This window comes from Corallococcus sp. AS-1-6 (genome assembly GCF_020037015.1).
In the GTDB taxonomy this organism is placed as follows: Bacteria; Myxococcota; Myxococcia; order Myxococcales; family Myxococcaceae; genus Corallococcus.
Genome location: NZ_JAIQDE010000002.1, coordinates 252,002 through 273,097 on the forward strand (window position 1 = coordinate 252,002; position 21,096 = coordinate 273,097).

Here is a 21,096-nt window from a genome sequence, read left to right on the forward strand (position 1 = left end):
ATCAGGGACCCATTTTACTTTTGACCCCCTCGCGCTGGAGCATGTGTCTCGAATGCGTCGCTTCCGCGTCTTCGCTCTCGACCTCCAGCTCCAGCTCACGCTCTTCCGCGGCCCCCGGAAGACCCTCTCCCCGCGGTTCGCGGCGGTGGGGACCGTGCTGCTGATGCTCCTCGCGTTCGCACCCGCTGCCCACGCGGAGGCCCCGGGGAGCCCGGCGGCCAGGCCCGCGCTCGACGGGTGGCGCTACCGCTGGGGAGACTCGCCGCTGGGGCCTGACGGCGTGCCCGCGTGGGCGACGGAGCCGGAGGACGCGGCGGGCTGGCAGGCCATGACCGCGCTCCAGGAGCCGCCGGGCCGGGAGACGAACACCTTCCTCTGGCTGAGCATCCCCGTGCCCCAGGGCCCGTGGCTGGAGCCCGCCCTCTTCCTGGGCAACGTCGCCAACGCCTTCGAGGTCTACGCCCAGGGCCAGCGCGTCCACGTGAGCGGCACGCTGGCCCCTGACGGCCAGGAGCGCATGGAGAACATGGGCTGGAACCTGGTGCCGCTGCCGCCCGCGTCGATGGGCCATCGCGTGCTCCTGCGCATCCAGGCCCATGGGCCCGCCATCGGCGTCACGCGCGACGCGAAGGTGGGCTCGCGTCTGGAGCTGCTCGCGGAGATGACGCGCATGGGGCTGGCGCCCTTCGTCATGGGGACGCTGCTGCTCGGCATTGGCGTGGTGTCGCTGTGCGCCGCGATCCTTCGCCGCCAGTGGCGGATGCTCGCCGCCCTGACGGTGTTCTCCGCGGGCTCGGGCGCGCTGCTGCTCGGCTCCAGCGGCCTGTTCGTGGCGCTCTGGGGAAAGCCGGCCACCGGCAGCGTGCTGACCCTGCTGGGCTCGTACGCCATCCTGCCCGGTCTGGCGTGGTTCATCTCCGATACCGTGGGCACGGACAAGCTGCGCTGGTTCCGCCGGGGCGCGGCGGTCGTCACCGTGCCGGCCATCCTCCAGGCGGTCCTCGTGGTCGTGGACCTGGGCTCCGCGTGGCGGCTGCTGTCCGTCTTCATCCTCTACTCGCTGCCCGGGCTGCTGGTGTGCGTGGGGGTCGCGGTGGTGGAGGCCTGGAAGGGCAACAAGGACGCGCGCATCTTCGTCGCGGGCCTGGGCATCCTCACCATCGTGCTGCTGCTGAGCACCCTGCCGATGCTGGGCGTGATGGAGGCCACCGACAGCCAGGTGCACTGGGGCTTCTTCGCGCTCACGCTGTCGCTGGTGGCCATCGTGGCGCGGCGCTCCGCGGAGGTGGTGCGCTCGCTGGCGGAGTACACGCACCAACTGGACGCGCGCCGCAAGGACGTGCGCCTGCTGGCCGAGGGCATGGGCCGCGGCGCGGACGAGCTCGCCGCCGTCGTGCAGCAGTTGCACACCTCCAGCGAGGAGCAGACCGTGGGCATCAGCCGCCAGGCCTCCGCGCTGCGTGAGCTGGAGCAGACGGTGGAGGAGATCCGCCAGGGCTCGCACCTGACGGCGGACAAGGCGCGAGTGCTCGCGGCGTCCGCGGAGAGCGCGGAGGCGGTGGGGCGCGAGGGCGGCGCCGCCCTGGAGCGCACGCTGACGGACCTGGCCGCCATCCGCACGGAGGTGTCGGGGATGGCCTCGCGCATCCTGGCGCTCGACGAGCGCACCCGCGAGGTGTCCAGCATCGTCGACGACGTGAAGACGCTGGCGGATCAGTCCAACATGCTGGCCATCAACGCCGCCATCGAGGCGGTGCGCAACGGCGACAGCGGCAAGGGCTTTGGCGTGGTGGCCAAGGAGATGCGCCGGCTGGCGGACCAGTCCATCCGCGCCACGGAGCGCATCCGCGACGTGCTCGACGGCGTGAGCATGAGCATGCGCGAGGCCGCGCAGATGAGCGAGCAGGGCGAGGCGCGCGTGCAGGTGAGCCTGGACGCGGTCCGCAGCTCCGGCGCGCAGTTGCAGAAGCTGACGAACATCATCGGCGACACCACGGGCAGCGTGCGGCAGATCACCCAGGCCGTGGCGCAGCAGGACTCGGGCACGCACCAGATTGCCCAGGCCATCCAGGAGCTGTCCGGCCAGATGCAGCGCACGCTCCAGGCCGTGGAGGAGACGCGCACCGTCACCCAGTCCGTGCAGACGCTGGCGGAGGTCATGTCGGGGGCCGCGAGCAAGGCGCTCCGCTCCGGCACGCTGGACGACCAGCAGAAGCCCGCGGCGGCGTGAAGCCCGGGGCCGGCCCGGCTACACTGCGGGCATGGTGCCCCTGACCGACCACTCCGGGCTGTCCCCCGAGCGGAGAGCCGCCCTGGAGCGGCAGCTCGCGCCGCTCACGCTGCTCCAGGACGTGGTCCGCTGGGGCTTCGCGAGCACGCCGCCGCGCGACGTGGCGGCGGTGGTGGTCCAGGACGAGTTCACCCACGACGTGGTGCTGCCCTGGGAGGAGACGCGCTACCTCGTCTTCGACACCACCTGACTGGGCGGCGTGACTTCGGTCTCCGTGTGGGACCGCTGCCCTACCGCGGATGAGCTGCTGGACGCGCGGCTGCGCGCCGGCTGGACGCCCACGCCGACGAGCACCGTCGACGGGGACGTCGTGCTGGGCCACGCCGCGTGCCGGGTGCCGTCCCGGGCCGCGCGCTGACGTCCGGGCGACACTCCCCGCGGGCGATGCGTGGAGAACGCGACGTCCGGGGCACGCGGGCGAGCAGGCGCTGACGAAACCATGACGTGCGGGAAGTACGAGCACCGCCATGGAAGAGAGTTTGAAGCCCCGGTTGCGAGGCCTGTCCCACGTCATCGCGTTCGTGGCGGCGCTGGTGGGCTGCGTGTGGCTGGCGCGGCTGCCGGTGCACGGCGCGCAGTACGTGGCGAACCTGGTGTTCGGCTGCAGCCTGGTGCTGATGTTCGGGGTGAGCGGCGGCTATCACTGGCCCACCTGGAGCGCGGCGACGTACCAGCGGATCCGCCGGTTCGACCACGCGGCCATCTTCATCCTCATCGCGGGGAGCTTCACGCCGCTGGCGACGCTGGACGCCATGGGGGGCCTGAGCCAGCGGCTGCTCTGGGTGATGTGGGGCGCGGCGCTGACGGGCGCCACGTTGACGCTCGCGGGCATCTCCGCGTCGCGGGGCCTGCGCTCGGGGCTCTACGTGGCGCTGGGCTGCGTGGCGGCCCCGGTGTTCTGGAACCTGCCCGGGGTGATGGGCCAGGGCCGCGTGGGCTGGCTCTTCTTCGGGGCGGCGCTCTACGCCGTGGGCGCGGTGGTGTACGCGCGCCGCTGGCCGGACCCCATCCCCCACGTGTTCGGCTACCACGAGGTGTTCCACGTCATGGTCGTCGCCGCGGCCGCCACGCACTACGCTGTGCTGCTGGACTTCGTGGGGCGGTAGGCGCGCCTCGCGTTAGAGATGAGGCCGTGGCCATGCGTTCGCGCGCGTGCATCGCAATCCTGCTGTTCATTTCGGGCTGTGCCTCGACAGCGCCCATCGCGCAGGAGCCCGCGGCACGCGGCCAACGGATGGCCAACCTCCAGCGCGCGGCGGCGCTGCCCTGGAAAGACAGCGGGCGGTGCGTCGTTCGTGAAGCGACCCGGCCCTGGCCCGTGCTGGTGGAGCGGTGCTATCCGGCGCTCGACCATGACCGGGTGGAGTTCCACGACACCACGGGAAGTTGCACGGTCGCCTCCACTGCCGCCGCGACCCTGGGACTCGGGTTCTGCGTGCTGGCGGCCCCTGAAATCGCCGTGGGAGCCGTCATCGTCCTGGGCGTGGTGGTGGTCGGCGCCGCCATCAAGGAAGCACTGGATGCGTATGAGTTCCGCCACCTCTATCCCGAGGAGTCAGGGGCCTCACGAGGAACGAGGGTCGCGGTCCGAGATGATGTAGCGAAGCCGGCGCCCAAGCTGCAACCAGAGCCAGCCGGCCAGGGCAGGCGGCCCCCGGTGCCGCCCGTGCCCGTGGACCGGACGCGCCGAGCCAGTTGTGAGCCGGTTCCGGTACCGCACGCGGGAGAGGACCACGCGCACAACGAATGCGCCGACAAATTCCCGCCCAACCGATATCCCGGGCACGACGTACTCGTGAACGGCAAGCGCTTCGATGCGTTGCAAGTCGGCGTGCCTGTGCTGTGGGAAATCAAGACGTATCAATTCGATACGTACAGTGACTACCTGCGGGAACGGGTGGTCGCCCAACAGGTGGACGAGTTCCAGGAGGACCGGAAGATCGCGGAGGCATGTGGATATCGCTTCGTCGTTGGGGTGAGCAGTGCCGCCCACAAGGAAGCGCTGCTCCGACTGGATTCCAGCCTCCAGATCGTCGTCACGGGATGCACACGATGACCACACGAAAACGCCTTGAGCTGAACGTCTACGCGCCCGCGCTCGTGAAGAATGACGGCCGGACACTCGCTGTCGTCCGAGGTCTTGAGCTGGCGCTACCCGGTTTGCGCCTGGAGTGGGAAATCGACAAAGAAGGGCGTCCTGTTGAGGTACCGCAACGCGAAGCCTGGCTCGCTGAGGCAGCCACACGCGGAAAGCTCCCGTTGCTATGTAACGGCGACGAGAGCTACCCCGTAACCATTTCCGGGATGCGGCGCTTCGCCAGCGCGAGCGCGGGCGGTCAACCCCAGTTCCAGGTCCATGCGAAGCTGCCACTGGACGCGCCCGTCGTCACAGCGGCAGCGGACGTGCTCGAGGCTGTCACCCAGGGCATACGCGCATACTGGGGGCAAGCAACGCCGGACGGCGCTGCGTTGGACATCGCCTATCAGATTGCCCCCACCCGAGAAGGACCGCCGTCCCCACGCCGGGGGCTGCCTGCCCTGAAGCTCTTCCAGCACATCCGCTCGCCCGAAATCCCCTACTACCTCGGGTGGCTGAACTACTGGTCGGATGCCGCCGCACGGGCCATCGGGTTCCCGGCCCCTGCTCGCGACTCCGAATTGCTCTCACGGTCCCGGCGCACGGCGACAGGGTGGCTCGTCCAACTCACCGAGGCGCCCCTCGACCTGGACGACCCCGCCCACCTGGAAGCGCTCAAACAAGCCTACGAGCGCTTCCCTGAAATCGGCGGGCGCGGAGTGCCCTGACGCGGGCGCTGGAGTGTCGGTCACCGCACGCCGCATCGGCCGCGACTCCAGGTGCCGCGCCCCATGGCGGGATGGATCCTCCGACTGAGGAGCAACCACCATGGCCGACCCCACGCTCACCACCCAGTGCTGCATCGCGGGCGGAGGCCCGGCGGGCATGATGCTGGGGGTCCTGCTCGCCCGGGCCGGCGTGGAGGTGACGGTGCTGGAGAAGCACGCGGACTTCCTCCGCGACTTCCGGGGCGACACGATCCACCCGTCCACGCTGGAGCTGATGCACGAGCTGGGCTGGCTGGACGAGCTGCTCGCCCTCCCCCACTCGAAGCTCCAGGACCTGCGCTTCCAGATTGGCGAGCACGTCATCACCGTGGGGGACTTCCGCCACCTCCCCACGCACGCGCGCTACCTGGCCTTCATGCCGCAGTGGGACCTGCTGGACTTCATCGCGCGCAAGGCCGCCATGTACCCGTCCTTCCAGTTGCTCCGCCGCACGGAAGCAACGGGCCTCGTGCGCGACCATGCCCAGGTCGTCGGGGTCCGTGCGCGCACGCCCGAGGGCCCGCTGGAGGTGCGCGCGTCGCTGGTGGTGGCGGCGGACGGCCGGAAGTCCACGCTGCGTCAGCAGTCCGGCCTGGAGGTCCAGAATCTGGGCGCCCCCATGGACGTGCTCTGGTTCCGGGTGACGCGCAGGCCGGACGATCCCAACCCGCCCCTGGGCCACTTCGGCCGCGGAGAGTTCTTCCTCCTCATCAACCGGGGTGACCAGTGGCAGTGCGGCCGGGTCATCCCCAAGGACGGCATCGCGGCGGTCCAGGCGCGCGGCCTGGAGTCCTTCCGCGCCGAGTTCGTGAAGCAGGCGCCGTTCCTCGCCGACCGCGCGGGTGAAATCCAAGGCTGGGACGACGTGAAGCTGCTGACCGTGCGAGTGGATCGGCTCCGCACCTGGTACCAGCCCGGACTGCTGTGCATTGGCGACGCCGCGCACGCGATGTCACCCGTGGGCGGCGTGGGCATCAACCTGGCGGTACAGGATGCCGTGGCCGCCGCCAACCTGCTCGCGGGCCCCCTGCTCGCCCGGCACGTCACGACCGAGGACCTGCGCCGCGTCCAGCAGCGCCGCGAGCTCCCCACCCGCCTCACCCAACGAGCGCAGGTGCTCATCCAGAACCGCGTGGTGGCCCCCGCGCTCCTCGAGCACGCGCTCAACCCCGGCCGGCTGCCCCTGCCCCTCCAGATGCTGCGGCGCATCCCCGCGCTGCGCCGCATCCCCGCGCGACTGGTGGGCCTGGGCGTCCGTCCCGAGCACATCCACACGCCGGCCGCTCCACCCCTTCACTGAGGACCGCCGGACCGCCGGTTCCTCCGCTCCGGCTCCAGGCACGGTTGTCCCGGCGCATCCCGGCCCAAAGCTTCGCGGGGAGTGCCTGACGCCCGCGCAGCACCCTCCTGTGCGTCAGGCCAGGAGGAACCATGGCGAGTTCACGAACGACGGCCCTGCGGGAAGTCCGCTCCCAGGCAGCCGAGGCCCGGGAGGAGCTCCGGGCGGGCCAATGGAAGCTGACCGCGTCGGTGGTGGTCGCGGGAACGATGATGTCCGTCGGGATGAAGCGCCGCTCGCTCGGAGGCACGGCGGTGGCCCTGGCCGGCGGAGCCCTGCTCTACCAGGGCCTGCAGTCCCAGCGGCGTGCGCTCTCCGAGGTCGCCCGGAAGGTCCGCCGCGCATTGACAGGCGAGGAAGCGCGGCCCCCACAGCTCATCGAGGTGGAGCACACGCTCACGGTGGGACGTCCGGTGGAGGAGCTCTACCGCCTGTGGCGTGAGCCCTCCACGCTGAGCCGCCTGATGGAGCACTTCGCCGAGGTCACGCCCACCGCCGGAGATGGCCGGCACTGGCGGATCCACGGGCCGCTGGGGCGCGAGGTGAGCTGGGATTCGCGGCTCGTGGAGGAACGCCCGCCGGAGTTCCACAGTTGGGAGTCCACGGAGGACAGCCCGATGAAGACACGCGGGTGGGCGCGCTTCCGGCCCGCGGCGGAGAACGAGGGCACGGAGGTGACGTTGCACCTGGCCTTCTCGCCCCCGGGAGGCGTGCTGGGCGAGGCGCTGGCGAAGCGGATGCGCGGCGTCCCCGCCATGCAGGTGACGAAGGTGCTGCGCAGCTTCAAAAGCCTGGCGGAGACCGGGGAGATTCCCTCGGAGGACGCGCCGAAGGGCTACGCGTTCCTCAAACAGAAGGTGGATGGCTACATGCGGAACGTGTTCACTTCTTGAGCAGCAGTCCCCCACCCTTCCCACAACTCAACACCCGCGCGAGGGGCGGGACACGCCGTCATCGCGGGTCCGCGAAGGGGCTCATAGAGGAGAGGACATGCCCCTCATCCTCCGAGCCTCCTTCCGCGTGGGCGCCGCGCTCCTGCTGACGAGCTGCGCGCACCGCTCCACCTCCGACACCGCGCCCGCGCTGCCCGCGCCCGACCCTGGCTTCAAGGTGCAGCGCTACAGCACGGTCATCGGCTGGCCGGAGGGCAAGCGCCCCACGGCCCCGGAGGGCTTCGAGGTGACGCGCTACGCGGACGGCCTGCGCAACCCGCGCTGGACCTACGTGCTGCCCAACGGCGACGTCCTGGTGGCGGAGGCCAGCAACACGCTGTGGAAGGTGACCGCGAAGCGCTGAGAGGCAGTGCCTGGCAGCCGGTGCAGGCCGGCCGGATGACCTGCCACTGACCGCAGCCGTTGTCGCAGCAGCACGTCTGGTAGAGCGTGCCGCCGCGGCCGTAGGAGCCATTCGGCCAACTGCCGTCGCCGCCCACCTCGCGACACGCGCCGCAGGTCTCCGACCAGATGACCTGATCCGCCACGTATTCGCCCATGGCACAGTCGGGCGTCCTGCCAATGCCCTGCTCCACCTGCGCGGCCTCACCGGCCGGCTGCGACGCGTCCTGCTCCGAGGCCGGGCCGCAGGCGGAGAGGAGGCCCACGGAGAAGGTCGCCAAAACCAAACCACGGACAATGTTTCACATGCTGGAAGCTCCAGGTGACGGAGGCGGAAATGCCTCGCGTCCCGCAGTCCGGCAGCATGCGATATCCTGCGCGACCGGGACGTTTGACTTTGACCTCGCTGTTCCTTTCCCGCCCTGGTGCCCGCGATGACACGCTTTCGTCCGCTGACAGCGTTCCCTTTCCTGGCGCGGTGGAGTCTATGTCTCGCCATGGTCACGACGGCTGGCGCCTGCCGCTCCGAGAGCAAGGCCGAAGCGCCGGAGCCGCACGTGGAGCTGCATGGTGTGGGGGGCGTCGAAGGCGTGGATGCCGCGTATGACCGCTCCCGCCAGCCCGCCCGGTTCATCACCGCGTTGGGGCTCTCCCCGGGGCAACGGGTCGCGGACGTCGGTGCGGGCCTGGGGTACTTCACGCAGCGGCTCGCGGAGGCGGTGGGCCCCACGGGCCAGGTGGTGGCCACCGACATCAACGAAGAAGCCATCCGGCAGCTCCGCGCGCGGGTGCTCGGACGCAAGAACATCGAGGTGCGCAAGGTGGCCCCGGACGCGCCGGGGCTCGAAGCGGGCGCGTACGATTTGATCCTCCTCTCGGAGGTGGATCACTTCTTCGGTGACCGGGTGGACTACCTCACCCGGCTGCGTCCCGCGCTCACGCCGCAGGGGCGCATCGCGGTGACACACCTGAGGGCCATGCGTCCCCCGCTCGTCGCCGCCGCGCAGGCCGCGGGCTACGTCATCGTCTCCGAGCACAACGACCTGCCGGACCACTACCTGCTCTTCCTGCGGCCCGCGGTGAGTCCCTGACGGCGGCCCCAACCGTCCAGAACCCAGGCCTTCGCGCTGCCGAGAGAGCCCAGAGTCAGCGAGCCCCGTGTGTCTCGCCTGAGCAAGAGGAACACCGCGCACACGACGCGCTCGGACAACGGCCGCACTCGGGACAGCGGAACTGATCCAGCGGTCGTTCGGCGCAGGGTTGAGCCCAGACATCGAATCCCAGCACACGATCCGGCCACTCAGGTGCCGGCGTGGTATGAGCCGCCGCTTCCACATCCAGGCCGGGTTGACCGACCTTGAGCGCCCGGTACCGGCATCCGCAAGCAGTGCACGGACGCGTCCCCCACTCACTCTTGCAGCAGGGGCAAGTCGCCCACCACGTCGCGTCGGAGCCGTCGGGCCGCTGGCCGGGGCGAGCCTCCAGGAGCCCCTGGCTGCCGCAGATGGGACACTCGTCGAGCCCGGACAAGTGATGCCGGGCGTCCTCGATGAACGCTCGGAAGGAGGTGATGGCCTCGCGTGGCGCGGTGGCGAAAGCTTGCTTGGCGGCCCTGGCGCGCTGCGCACTGGCGTCGAGGTCCTTCGCCTTCGCCGCCGACCATGCGCGGGCATCCTCCATCTCCCGGTCATTGGGAGCGCGGAAGACGACGAGGCAGTCGCCCTCATACCGCAGCCAGTCTCGTCGCCCGGGCCACTCAGGCAGCGCGCGGGCCGTCTTCGTCGCGGGGTAGCACGGGACGGCGGCGCGGCCAAGCCAGCCATGAAGCAAGCGGGCCATGCGCTCTTCGGAGTCGATCCCCCACGGAGAGCACGCGAACAACACCGCTCGCTGCCCCATGCTCCAGCCCGAGGCCCGGTCTGGATCGACGAGTGCTACCGGACGACCGACATGAACCACCACGACTTCATTGCGCGCGTCATCAAGGGCTTCGAGTTGCGCGAGTGTCGCCGCTGCATCGGCCGTGGTGAGGTCAGCGCAAAGAGGCAGCAGGCGCAGAGCGCGCTCGCCGGTGAGGTGCACAAGTCCGTGCGACTCCGCCTGCACTCGTACAGGCAGCCATCCGCGCCTTCTGAGTTCCCAGCCGTTCCCACGCATGGAGGCGGACCAGCCCAGCGCTTTGAACCCGCGCACTACAAGGTGCAGGACGAACCGGTCCCAAGCAGCGGCCTCCCGCTGAATGCGTTCCGCACGCTGCGCGTGCGTCTCATGGCGCTTGTGCCCGAACTTCACCCATGCGCGCCAGAGAGCCGCCACCTTGCGGTAGTTCGGATCGTTCACGAGGATGTTCGTTGGTTTGAGGGCGAGCGCCACGACTTCTCGACGCGGAACATGCAGATACAGGGGAGCATCGAGGAGTGTCTGAAGGTCTCGCTGAGCGCGCTCCAACTGCCTCATGGTGCGAGCAAGATCCTCTTCCGTTTTCGACTCCAACGTCGTCGACCAGAGTTCAGAGATGCGGTGCGCGCGCCTGAACGATGTTCCTCGGATCTCCTCCCCATAGTCGCGGCTGGCTTCGAGGACCTCCTTGATCTTCCGCAACTCCTCAAGCCGCTTCGCCAGATAGGCGAGCAGATGATCAACGAGGCGCACCGCGACGCGGTTCTCGTACAGGTTCCACTCGTCCTCGATCTGCCGAGCCAGTACACGCGAGGGCTGAATGCTTCGCAACGTGCGGTGCTCCCAATCACCAGGGTGCGATACAAGTTCAGCGACAGCTCGAACCGGAGTGCGCCGCGCTCGGGACACCGGCAGGCGCTCTTCCTCCACGCGGAGATGCAGGCGCGGCTGGTGGCAGACGTGCTGCAGGTGCTGAAGGTGTCGAGCGATTTCGAGATCGAGCGGTTGCGGTCGCGCGCGCTCCGCCAGCTTCTGCACGACCGGTGGTGTATCCGCGTACGCGCCCCAGCTTGCGTTCTCGCCGACGACCTCGGCGAGCCTCATGACAGCGTCCGTCTCCAGATCCCCAGGCCATCGGCCAAGGACTGCGTTGGGGTCGAAGCCAGCGAGTTCAGCGCCAAAGCGCAGTCCATCCGCCAGCCATGCGTCGCAGAAGCCAGACAGAGGGAAGGGAGGTTCCGTCCCGTCGATGCGAGCGACAAATCTTGTCACGCCAGCTCCTCGCCCTTCTTCGCGGCGATCTCCGTATCGATGAGATTCACGCACCGCTCGGGCAGGCTGCTCCCATCAAGCCTGTCCCACGCCGCCTCCAGCTTGGCGCGCAATTCCTCGAGCGCTGTTGCCCGCACGTCGTGTCGGTCCTTAAGCTTTCGCAGCACCTTGGTGACGAGGAGGTGATCCATCGCCTCGCCAACGGAGCCACCTGACTCGACGACGACCGGCAGGTATTGCGCGAGCTGGTGCTCGAGACGGTTTCCCCATCCGACGCGGAACCGCTGCTGGAGGTCCTCAGCGAAGGACGCCTTGCGCAACCATTGCGTAGCCTTCTGCACGGCTGCGTCCTGGGCTACAGCGGCCTCCGCGAAGGTGGCCTGCAGCTTCTCGTAGGAGATGGCGTTGCGCTTGCCGCGCTCCTCCGCGTTGAAGTGCGCCACCTCCGTCTTGCGCGGCATCTCCATCATGTGGGCGCGGTCGTACGTCTTGTCGGCGAACTCCGCGGTGGTCTCGTCGTGGTTGGCCGTGCCGATGAACCAGACGTTGGGCGGGATCGGCAGGTGGCGCCCCTCGATCATCAAGCGCGGGGCGTTCGTGAGAGGGTCGGTCAGGAGCGTCAGCCGCCGCGCCGCCACCGGCCGCTCAAGCGCCGAGAGGAAGTCCGCGAAGAACTGCTCCGGCCGAGACAGGTTGATCTCGTCGAGAACAATCATGAACAGGCGATCGCGGTAGGCTGGGGTGCCGGCCTTGTAGAGCGCCTGAAGGAAGTTGGTCGCGTAGTAGTGACGGTGGAAGGCGTTGTAGTAGCCAACGAGATCCTGGCGGTCGCGCCAGCCGGCCTGCACCTCGACGACCTCGATTCCGCCACTCACGGCGCTCGTGAAGGCGAGTGGCAGGCTTGTCTTGCCGGTGCCCGAGATGCCTTGGAGCAACATCATGCGGGTCATGGCGAGACCGCCGAGGAAGGCCCGCACGTCGCGATCGGAGTAGTAGAGCGTTCGCCCTTCTACGCCGGTCGCGATGCGGTGACGCAGATCGACGGCGAACTCCTTGAGCGTCGGCGTCGCCTTGCCGAGAGGCGTCGTTGTGCGCACCTCCGCCTGGAGTTCCTCTTTCTCGTCGAGGTTCGTCAGCGCGGTCATCGGGTTGCGGTGGTCCTCCTTCCGCGTGAGTTCGTCCACGCGTACGCGGAGCTCGTCGACCTCCCCATCGAGGAGCTGTTTGTGGACCTCGAGCACCTCCTTCTGCTTGCGCAGCGACTCAAGCTCGATCGCAGCCAATCGCCGGGTCGCGAGCTCGCCTTGAGCCTTGGCCAGGTCCCCAAGGAGCACCGCGCGTTCTTCCAGCCATGCGGACCGCTCGCGCTCCAGTTGGGCGAGTCGCTCGGCGGCCCGAGCATCGGGACGCTCCCGGAGCTGCTGGGCGAACGTGTCGCGGTCCTTCTCCGCGGACGTCAGCGCCGCGAGAACATCTTCGAGCGAACGGTCTCCGATGCGGCGGTCAGTTTCTACCCTCGCCTCAAGGGCCTTCCAGTGCGCATCGCGATCGCTGCGTGCGTCATGCAGTTGCTTCTTCAGTGTTTCGGTCTCGTGGCGCAGCTTCTCGGTCCGTTCCTCGACCAACCGTTCAACCTTGCGGTCGAGGCCCGCTCGGTCCTCATCGTGGAGTTCCTTTGACACCTGGAGATCGAGTTCCAGGGCGCGTTGGGCCTTCTGCTTCTCGGTCACCTTTCGCTCGCGCGCGTCGGCGTCGGCCTCACGCTGGACAAGGATATCGGTGCGGCGTTTGAGTTCCGCCTGCCACTCCGCTTCCGCCTGCTCGCGATTCAGCGCGAGCTGCACACGCAGCGCGTCAAGCTTCTTCTCTCTTTCGCGATCAATCTCCTCATCAAGGCGGCGCCGCGCTTCGGCCTCGGTAACGCGGCGCTGGGCGTTCTCCTCTGCCCATTTCGCTGCGCGCGCAGCGGTCGTCGCGCGCCGCTCTTCCTCGGCACGCTCGCGCTCGGCGGCGAGCTGGATGTCCAGGCTGTCTCGCTCCCCTCTCAGCCGCTTGACCTCCTCTTCGACGGGCTTGAGGACACGCGCCTTTTCAGTGAGGAAGCCCTGCTCCGCGTTCAGCTCCCGCTCTGCCAGCCGCGCGCTCTGCTCGGCGATCTCGGCCTCTTTCGCGCGTGCGGCAGCTTCCCGCTGGTCGACCGCCTCAATCCGGGTGAGCAGATCGAGCGCCTTCTGCTCGGATTCCTTCTTCGCGGCAGCGCTCTCCTCGTCGATGTTCTTCTTCCTCTGCCGGTGCGCCTCTTCCTGATCGCGCTTCAGGTTGGCGAGGCGCGCCTCCTCGGCCTTGTTGGCACCTTCCTGCGAACGCGCCTTCTCGAGGAGTACACGCGCGTTGCCAAGCAGCCCTTCGACGCGCTTGAGGCTTTCCTCGAGGGTCGGCCCTGCTGACTCGACCACGCCGTCGATAGGAGCCGGGCCATAGTCGGTGTTGAGCGCCTCTGCCTGCGTCGAAGCGGTGTCGAGCCTTGTTAGTTGCTCGGCCGTGGGCTCCCGTTTCGGGGGGGGTGGCGGCGGTGTGGGCGGGTTCTGATGTTGACGATTCTTTTTCTTACTCATTCGGCAAGTCTCATTCAGCGAGCAAGGAGAAGGGCTTCGACGGCCGCATATGCCGTGTCGACGTGCTGCTGGACTTTCTGTGGCCAGGTCGCAGTTCCGTCATGGGCAGCTCGATCCCGCGCCGTCGCGAGGTCATCGAGCCGATGGAGGAGATCGGGTGACGTCCGAGCGGCGAGGCGCAGCGGATGCTCGCCGTTCCGGTCAGCGCAGAGCAGCCCGAGCACGACCAACGGTCGGAGACTGCCGCTACCGTACTGCTCGGCGGACTGGACCTTCCCTCTCCGCACGGACGACAGGGTCTTGGGCAACGGACTTTGGAAGTGGAGGTCGGCGGCCATCGCATCAAGGAGGCGTCGGTTGAACTCCCGGTCGGACTGCGCCAGCTTCGTGAACAGCGGCGGGCGCGCGTCGCGGTAGCGCTCGTACACGATGTGCAGCGCGCGCTCGACCGCACGCTGCGCCTTGACGAGGACATCGTCCCACTTGTCGAGCGGCGCGTCGTAGCTCTGGGCCTCGAGCAAAGCGCGTTGCATCGCGATGATCCGGTCTCTCGCCAGCTCGTACTGGCGGATCGCGAGGGTCAGTCGCTCCTCCACCTTCCACTCTGCTTCGGCCTGGAGATGCTTCAGCGTCGGCGCGTTCGGGTCTGCCCCGACGAGCGGCGCGAGCCATGCGCGAAGGCGCTGATCGCTGTCCAGCCGCGCCTCCAAGCGGGCACGGAGTTCGACGGCTTCGCCGTGACCGAAGGGATCATCGACCATCCAATCACCCGAGTCGTGGCGGCGCACGCGCAGTGCCATGAGATAGGGCTGAGGCCTGTCGTCGACGAAAGACACTCGCTGGAGACGCGGCACATCGCGAGCATCATCGATTTCCTCGAAGTCACGCTGTCGCTGGCGTCGATGGAGCCTCGCGACGCGAAGCACATCTCGCGCGGAGGGACGCGTCATCACCACGCTGTCGCGGTCGGTGGGGAGGATGCTGCAGGTATTGTCCGTCCACGGAGCGCCCGCGCTGCCGCTCAGCAGCACCGGCCAACCGTTGTCGTTCGCCTCAAAGCTCGCGATCGGAAGATCGCCGGTCAGGAAGCGAGGCCACAGCTTGCCGGTGAATGCGTCGGAGAGGACGTGTCCCACTTGTGCATCGTCGGAGGGCTCCTCATCGATGTCGTCGAGCATCGTGAGGCCACGCTGGGTGGGCTTACCTGCAAAGTCGAGCAAGGCCATTTGCTGGAGTTCCAGCGCGACCAACCCGGCCAGGTCCGGCGCGATGAGGAGGCGGTCGCCCACTTCGTCGATTCGCACGACACCGGCTCGCGCAAGCCCCAGGACCGCGCGCTGGAAGAGGTTGAGCTTGCGCTCTCTGGGCACCGGCGCGACGACACGCCAGGCGAAGAGAGCCCAGAGCACCCAGCGCACGTTGGGATCCTTGCCATGATTGAGTCGCAGGATCGGCGTGTCCTTGTCGAACACGCGGCCGAAGCTACCGAACGATGCCATGCTCGCCTCCACATAGGTCGGTGAACGAGCGCAGGGCGCGCAGCGGCTTCCTCGCGTCGTCGGCCCGTACGAAGGCAAGGTCGCCCACCACGACGAGCAACCGGTGCTGTCGGCTCATCGCGACGCAGAGCCGGTTCTCCAGCATCAGGTGGCCGAACTTCCTGCGCTGCTCCTCGTCGGTCCGCCCCGGAAGCTCGCTGCTGCGGGTGACCGACAAGAACACCACGTCGAACTCCTTGCCCTGGAAAGCGTCGACGGTACCGATGCGCAGGCGCTCGACTGTCTTCCCTTCTGAGTTGAGGGTGGTCGCCCACTCGTCGGCTACTCGCCATCCGCGCTCGTTGGTGGCCTTGTCGGTCAGGCCGGTCTCGATCATCGCACGTCCGATTTCGTCGACCTGCGCGCTGTAGAACGCAATGACGCCGAAGGTAAACTTCGGGTCGTGCTCAATGAGCCGCCGGACCTCTTTGGCGATTGCCCGCGCTTCGATGGGGCGACTCTTGCTATTGCCACGCACCTCGCGTCCCGTGCGTCCCTCTGCGGGCACATCAAGCCATGCGGCGACGCGCGGAACGCCGTCCTTCACGTAGCCCGGCAAGTCGTGGACAAAGTCCGTAGCCGCGCGCGGGCTCTCGATGACTCCGTCGTCGTGGACCTCATAGAACTCGCGACTGACGTAGGCGCCAAGGACAGGGTGCATGCGGTACTGCGCGTTCAGTGTCACCGTGCGGTCGATCCCGTCCTTCTGCTGCAGGGCCCGGAGCAGCACCCACATGCGCTCGAACAGGCTGGCCTGGACCGCGTCGAGGGTCTGCTTCTCGACCGTTCCCTGCTCCACCCCCTCCGCGAGCTGTCGCTCCACGTCGGGCTCTAGGAGGTGCGGCAACTGACGGTGGTCTCCGACGAGCACAACACGGCGTTTGGCCATGCTCAAGGGAATGAACAGGTCCAGCGGGTTCGCACGCGCGGCCTCGTCGACGATCACCGACTCGAACGTCGTCTGGCCTTCGTCAATCCCCCGGACCCGGCGCATCTCGTTGCTGGCGGCTTGCTGCAGCGTTGACGCGAGGACCACCGTGTAATGCTCGATCGCCCTTCGCACCTCCTCGGGATCGGACTCCAGATCGTTCAGATACGAGACGAGCACTGCTTCTTCGCCCGCTCGCGTCGTTGAGAGGCGCTGCTCGACGGCGTCGAGGATGTCGAGCAGCCCCCGCTGGGTCTCGTCGTCGAGGCGCGGCTCCAATGAGGGTGGCGGCTGCGTGAGCCGGTCAATGAGTGCTTCACGCAACGGCCTGCCTTCGGCGAGCCACGGAGGTACCGTCTCGAGTTCCACTGCGGCGCAACGTTCGAGAAAGGCTCGCTCGTCCGACGTGAGCACGGCCCCGAGCCGCTGGAGCGCGGCACGCGCCTTCACGGGGCCGTCGTCGGAGAAGGCGCCTTCGTCCACACGAATACCCCGCGCGGCCTTGACCCGCATTTCGGTCTCTTCCGGGTCGCCGAGACCAGCGGGGCGTTCAAGAGTCGACGCACGCTCGAGCGCCTTGTCCCGAATATCGGGTGGAAGAAGCCCGTCGAGCACATGCACGAGGTCCCGGATGCGGTTCGCCTGCTCCGTCGGCAGCGAGCGGGTGCGCATGCAGGCGAGCACGATGTTGCGCGCTTGTGACAGTCGCTCCGCTTCGGGCGGCACTCGCGTCCTAGCCCGAAGTTGCTCCGCGCGCTCGTCCACGAAGGCCTGAGCCGGATCGAAGGCGCTGTCGGCGCTGCGCCGCCGCCGCCCAACCTTCATCGTTGGCAGCCCGAACACCTCGGTGCGCTGCGCGACGTTCTCCACGGCATCATGCTGCGCGGCACAGACAAGGATGCGATGAGAGGGCTCAACGCCTTCATCAGCGAGGACGGCCAGGCAGTGCTCGATGGCGGTGATGACCTTGGTCTTGCCGGTTCCTGGCGGCCCCTGGATCAAACACACATCGGGCGTGTTGAGAGCGTGCTCGATGGCCTCACGTTGGCGCTGGGTCGGACCGCTCTTCCCAAACACATCGCGAAGGACCGGCTTGAGTTTCGGCCCATCCACGCTGATACGGTTCCGTCGAGCCATGGGCGCGGGGCGCCCCTCCATCAACAGTCCGAGCTGCGGCATCGGACACCTGCCGGTTCGCAGCGCCTCCTCGGCACGTTCGCGTCTTCTGAGTCGAGCTTCGTCGCCGTCCGTCGATAGGTAGAGGTGCCCCGACTTCGGGGGCCTGGGCTGCTCGTCATCGTCGTCCGGTGGAGCCAGATCGATGAACCGCTTGTACTCGTTCACGTCGGTGACAGGGGCGATGAGGCGTCGCACTATCTGCCCTGATTTCTTCGTCGACGGGGGTACACCAGACAAGCCTTCGTCAAACGCGGGCGCACGGTCGCCAGCCTCGAGTTCGAAGCGCTCCGAGTCACCGAGCAAGGCGAGCCGCGCTGAGAGGTCCTCACTGGGCGTTAGGTGGAAGCGCCACCCCCCATCCCGCCGTCGCTCGGAGTTCTGATACTCAATTGAACCGAAGGTGCGAGCCCGCCGCAGGACGCCTTCGCGCTCGATCTTCTGGTACTCCTGCCAAGTGCGTAGATAGCTGTCACTGCCCGCTACTGCCTCGGAGAGTGTGGTCCGCACCGCTCCGTGGAGTTCGGCCGCGAGGGTCGCGTCCACGATGGATACCGGCGCGTAGAGCAGCCTGAGTCGCTGCTGGTTGTTTCTACCGCCTTTCACGACGCGCTCGATGCGCAGCTTGTTGTCGCGACGCCGAATGTCGGCCGCGACCTTGAGTCCGTAGATGCGGAAGGCATCGACATCCCCTGAGTAGACGAAGCGCCGAAGCTCGGGAGGTTCGCCAGGGGCGGGAGGAAGCAGCAGACGATCCTCCAGCCAGGCAGCAACATCGAGTGCGGTCCCCCCCACCTTGTGGCCGCTCCGCACGTCGTCCATGACCTTGTCGTCGAGCCCGATTTGCATCGGCGCCGTCTCGCGACGCTCTTCGGTGAAGCGGCGTGTCTCCAGGACGAGCGCGTTGACGTTCGCTTGCGCGACGTAGGCGACGATCGGGAATCCACTTGTCACCACGTCGAGGAGCTGCGTGGTATCGGGCGGTGTCGCGCCCTCGACGGCGCAAACCACATCCGCGTAATGCAGGAGGGTCTGCTCTCCCGAGCGCACCAGCGAGACCTCTTGCTCGCGTGCAGGCAACGCTTGGAGAGGCCCGGTCGTGGATTTCACACGCAACGTCGCGGGGACACCTCCGGTGACTTCTGCCGCCTTCATGCGGACCTCCCGATCACAGCGACGCGCTGGGGCTTATCGGGCGCCTCGAAGAAGATCATCCAGCCATTCGTCGGGATGATGCGCCCACGCGCAGAAACTTCGTGGCGCTCGTCCTGCGCCTTGCCGACAGGTGCGACCCACGCAGCACAGCCCGCGTGAGCGCGCACGGAGAGGCCGCGTTCGATTGGGGTAAGTTCGACGTGAGGCGCGCGCGCGGCGACACCCGTCAGGCCCTCCGTCACCCGGCGAGTGAGCACCATGCCCTCGCTGGTCAGTGGAAGCTGCCAGAGTCGCGCCGCGCCCTCGACCAGGCCCTTCTCGGGCTGCCATCGAGCGAGCCGAACCGGCGTGACCGACGGACGCGGCTCCTCGCACCAAGGGCACTCCGACGATGTGACGAAGTAGGTTCCTCCGCAGCCTGAACACCCCACCGTCTGGTCTGCGGCGACGTGCAACCGCTCGACCCAGTCAGAGACGCTTGTTCGCCGCTTCCTATCGGTCACGCCCTCTTCGAACGTCCGCCGAGCAAGCTCCAAGAGTCGCCCGGCGAGAACAAGCTCGGCGGGAAGTCCCGTCGAGCAGCGATTGCTCTCGTCGGTGGAGTGACCAACCCACGGGAAGCCTGCAGCGAAGGCCTTTTCTTCGATTTCAGGGTCGCCGTCGTTCACGAGATCGCCGATGAACGGGTGGGTCAGCGTGAGCGTGTGCCACACGAGGACGGCGAACGCCCATGCGTCGGAGAGCGACGTGCAACCGCTGGTTCCAGCGATAACCTCGGGGGCTCCATAGCCCGGCGTGTAGATGGCTCGGCGTGGGTCTGAATCGTGGGTCAGATTGTCGAGATCGATCAGCCAGGCCTCGACGGCGTTGATGGGCTGAGAGACGAACACGTTGTTGTGCGACACGTCAGCGTAGACGACACCGCGGGCGTGCAGTCCGAGCAGCGCCTCTCCGGCATGAGCCAGGAGGCGCAGCCGCCGGCGCAGGCTGCCCGTGTCGATGTGCCAGCGCACAAGGTCCTTGGCGGGGGCCTCGATCAGCGCCTTGATCGGCAGCATGTCTCCGAGGAACTCGGCGACGTAACCGACGTAAGGCTTCTTGAGCACTGCGATGGGCTTTGCGACGTGCAGCCCGGCGAGGTCGAGCCGACGGACGAAGGCGACCTGACGACGCAGCACCTCTGCGTCGGCACTGGGGTTGAGCAACTTCACGATGCGACGACCGCCCTTGGTGAGCCACACCTCGCCCTGGCTGCCCGCGCCAATCTTCTTCGCGAGCGAATGCACAGCGCCGGACTCGTCGACGACTTGTTGGATCGGGGTCATGGCTTCCACATCACGAGGAGGGTCTTGTCATCCCGATGGTGCGGGACGGGCCAGTTACGCAGCTCGCGAGCGAGCGCACGAGCGGGGTGCTGAAGGCTGCCAAGATCGTCTGCGATCCAAGTGGCGAGGTCACCAATGCGGCCGAGTTCGAGATCCTCTGACACGCCGTCAGTGGCGAGCACGAGCCGCTCCCGTGGGGCCAGGGGCTCGACGAAGGAGAAAGACCAGTCCGAGAGGGCGTGCGGCGCCCCGAGCGCATGCGTGAGCCCGAAGCCCTCATTGCGCGACGGGTGGACCACGACGGCACCGTCCGCATTAAGCCGAGCCATGAGACCGTCGCCGAGTTGGGCCTGGGCAGCCCGGCCATGTCCATCCTCAGCGTAGAACAGGCAGGTGGTCGACGCTTCGTCCGCTGCGACACACCCCAGACGAAGCCGCCAGGCGGCCTCGACAATCCGAATCATGTCCTCGACGACGCCTACGGGGGATCTCTGCCAGAGCCGCCAAGCGTCGCGCACCGCCAGTGTTGCGGCGCGGGAACCCTCTCTTGAGCGAGGGCGGCTCCCCATCCCGTCGCAGACGACCGCCAGGCTCGCCCGGGGCGCGGCGACCGCCAGCCATGCATCCTGGCAAGGCAGCCCTTCCTGCATGTGCGCCGGGCCACGAACGCTTGTGCCGACCACGCGAACCACTACAGGTCCCAGCCGCCATTCGGCTCGCCCGCGGGCAGGGCGACGTTTGGATTCGCGCTACGCGAACGCGCAGACACGCTCATCGTGACGAGTTGGAAGAACTTGCGGATCTGACGAGCCTCGTCGGCGCGGTACACACGCTCCTCGGGATTGGCGATGAAGGTCTGAAGGACGGTGTGGTCAGCGTCCGCGCCTATCGCTAACGCCATGCGGAACGCCTTGCCGACACGCTCATTCTTGAGGAGCAACTCGAGCGGTTGCTTCCACTCGTCCGTGGGCTGCCCGTCGGAAACGAGCACGAGGGTCGGCCGGTAGGCACGACTCGGCACCGCGTTGCGGTCCTCCACCATCATGCGGGCGAGTTCGAAAGCGGCGCCCATCGGAGTGCCGCCGTTCGCGCCGAGGTCCGTCCAGGCGGCGTCGCGGGCGCGGCCGAGTGGAAGGTGAACTCGTGACTGGCCTCCGAACGTGATGACGGAGACGTGGATCTCGGCGCGGAGGTCAGACTCGTCCTGGAAGGCCTCGATCATCTCGCGCACGGCGAGGTTGAGCGCCTGGATCTTACCATCGACGCCCATGCTGCCCGACACGTCAGCGAGTACGACAATTGGCAGCGGGCGCGGCGATTGGGTGGTGAATTCCTTGAGCTTGCTCATCGGTCCCTCCGTTCCCATGTGCTGGTGATGGGG

Annotated in this window: 17 protein-coding genes; 10 read left to right on the forward strand and 7 right to left on the reverse strand. The window is 67.9% G+C overall.

Annotated features, from left to right (window positions below; translation table 11 throughout):
* The first annotated feature begins 52 nt into the window (after nt 1-52).
* From K8612_RS03840 to K8612_RS03885, 10 genes are all read left to right on the forward strand, one after another.
* Entirely contained in the window at nt 53-2,230 is a 2,178-nt protein-coding gene (locus tag K8612_RS03840) for a methyl-accepting chemotaxis protein (protein ID WP_223761293.1), read from the forward strand.
* Between the two features lie 31 nt (nt 2,231-2,261).
* Nucleotides 2,262-2,480 (forward strand): hypothetical protein, encoded by a 219-nt coding sequence (locus K8612_RS03845; RefSeq protein ID WP_223761294.1) that lies wholly within the window; start codon nt 2,262-2,264, stop codon nt 2,478-2,480.
* A 9-nt stretch (nt 2,481-2,489) separates the two neighbouring features.
* A complete protein-coding gene (locus tag K8612_RS03850; RefSeq protein WP_223742396.1) occupies nt 2,490-2,648 on the forward strand; it encodes a hypothetical protein in 159 nt (52 codons plus the stop codon).
* Between the two features lie 109 nt (nt 2,649-2,757).
* Nucleotides 2,758-3,396, forward strand: a complete 639-nt coding sequence (locus tag K8612_RS03855; protein ID WP_223761295.1) for a hemolysin III family protein — start codon at nt 2,758-2,760, stop codon at nt 3,394-3,396.
* Between the two features lie 32 nt (nt 3,397-3,428).
* Complete coding sequence (locus K8612_RS03860) at nt 3,429-4,346, forward strand: DUF6310 domain-containing protein (RefSeq protein WP_223761469.1); 918 nt, start codon at nt 3,429-3,431, stop codon at nt 4,344-4,346.
* Nucleotides 4,343-5,095 carry a DUF5953 family protein gene (locus tag K8612_RS03865; RefSeq protein WP_223761296.1) on the forward strand — a complete coding sequence of 251 codons (753 nt, stop codon included), beginning with the start codon at nt 4,343-4,345 and terminating at the stop codon, nt 5,093-5,095. The genes K8612_RS03860 and K8612_RS03865 overlap by 4 nt, the downstream gene beginning before the upstream one ends.
* 100 nt (nt 5,096-5,195) lie before the next feature.
* A complete protein-coding gene (locus K8612_RS03870; RefSeq protein WP_223761297.1) occupies nt 5,196-6,434 on the forward strand; it encodes an FAD-dependent oxidoreductase in 1,239 nt (412 codons plus the stop codon).
* Between the two features lie 131 nt (nt 6,435-6,565).
* Nucleotides 6,566-7,366 carry an SRPBCC family protein gene (locus K8612_RS03875; protein WP_223761298.1) on the forward strand — a complete coding sequence of 267 codons (801 nt, stop codon included), beginning with the start codon at nt 6,566-6,568 and terminating at the stop codon, nt 7,364-7,366.
* A 97-nt stretch (nt 7,367-7,463) separates the two neighbouring features.
* Complete coding sequence (locus K8612_RS03880; protein ID WP_373692075.1) at nt 7,464-7,769, forward strand: hypothetical protein; 306 nt, start codon at nt 7,464-7,466, stop codon at nt 7,767-7,769.
* Between the two features lie 535 nt (nt 7,770-8,304).
* On the forward strand, nt 8,305-8,898 hold the full coding sequence (locus tag K8612_RS03885) for a class I SAM-dependent methyltransferase (RefSeq protein WP_223761299.1): 594 nt from the start codon (nt 8,305-8,307) through the stop codon (nt 8,896-8,898).
* A 55-nt stretch (nt 8,899-8,953) separates the two neighbouring features.
* Here K8612_RS03885 and K8612_RS03890 read toward each other — a convergent pair whose 3' ends face one another.
* The 7 genes from K8612_RS03890 to K8612_RS03920 all read right to left on the reverse strand — a co-directional run bounded on the left by K8612_RS03890 (nt 8,954) and on the right by K8612_RS03920 (nt 21,063).
* Nucleotides 8,954-10,810: a hypothetical protein gene (locus K8612_RS03890; protein WP_223761300.1), complete on the reverse strand. Its 1,857-nt coding sequence runs from the start codon at nt 10,808-10,810 to the stop codon at nt 8,954-8,956.
* Between the two features lie 164 nt (nt 10,811-10,974).
* The gene (locus K8612_RS03895) at nt 10,975-13,593 is read right to left on the reverse strand and encodes a hypothetical protein (RefSeq protein WP_223761301.1); all 2,619 of its coding nucleotides are present in this window, start codon (nt 13,591-13,593) and stop codon (nt 10,975-10,977) included.
* A 14-nt stretch (nt 13,594-13,607) separates the two neighbouring features.
* Nucleotides 13,608-15,092, reverse strand: coding sequence for a hypothetical protein (locus K8612_RS03900; RefSeq protein ID WP_223761302.1), 1,485 nt, complete (start codon nt 15,090-15,092; stop codon nt 13,608-13,610).
* On the reverse strand, nt 15,076-18,390 hold the full coding sequence (locus K8612_RS03905; protein WP_223761303.1) for a DEAD/DEAH box helicase: 3,315 nt from the start codon (nt 18,388-18,390) through the stop codon (nt 15,076-15,078). Before K8612_RS03905 ends, K8612_RS03900 begins: the two co-directional genes overlap by 17 nt.
* Nucleotides 18,387-19,715: a lipopolysaccharide kinase InaA family protein gene (locus K8612_RS03910; RefSeq protein ID WP_223761304.1), complete on the reverse strand. Its 1,329-nt coding sequence runs from the start codon at nt 19,713-19,715 to the stop codon at nt 18,387-18,389. The genes K8612_RS03905 and K8612_RS03910 overlap by 4 nt, the downstream gene beginning before the upstream one ends.
* The gene (locus K8612_RS03915) at nt 19,712-20,407 is read right to left on the reverse strand and encodes a PP2C family serine/threonine-protein phosphatase (protein ID WP_373692076.1); all 696 of its coding nucleotides are present in this window, start codon (nt 20,405-20,407) and stop codon (nt 19,712-19,714) included. The genes K8612_RS03910 and K8612_RS03915 overlap by 4 nt, the downstream gene beginning before the upstream one ends.
* Nucleotides 20,407-21,063: a VWA domain-containing protein gene (locus tag K8612_RS03920; protein ID WP_223761306.1), complete on the reverse strand. Its 657-nt coding sequence runs from the start codon at nt 21,061-21,063 to the stop codon at nt 20,407-20,409. The genes K8612_RS03915 and K8612_RS03920 overlap by 1 nt, the downstream gene beginning before the upstream one ends.
* Nucleotides 21,064-21,096: the final 33 nt, after the last annotated feature.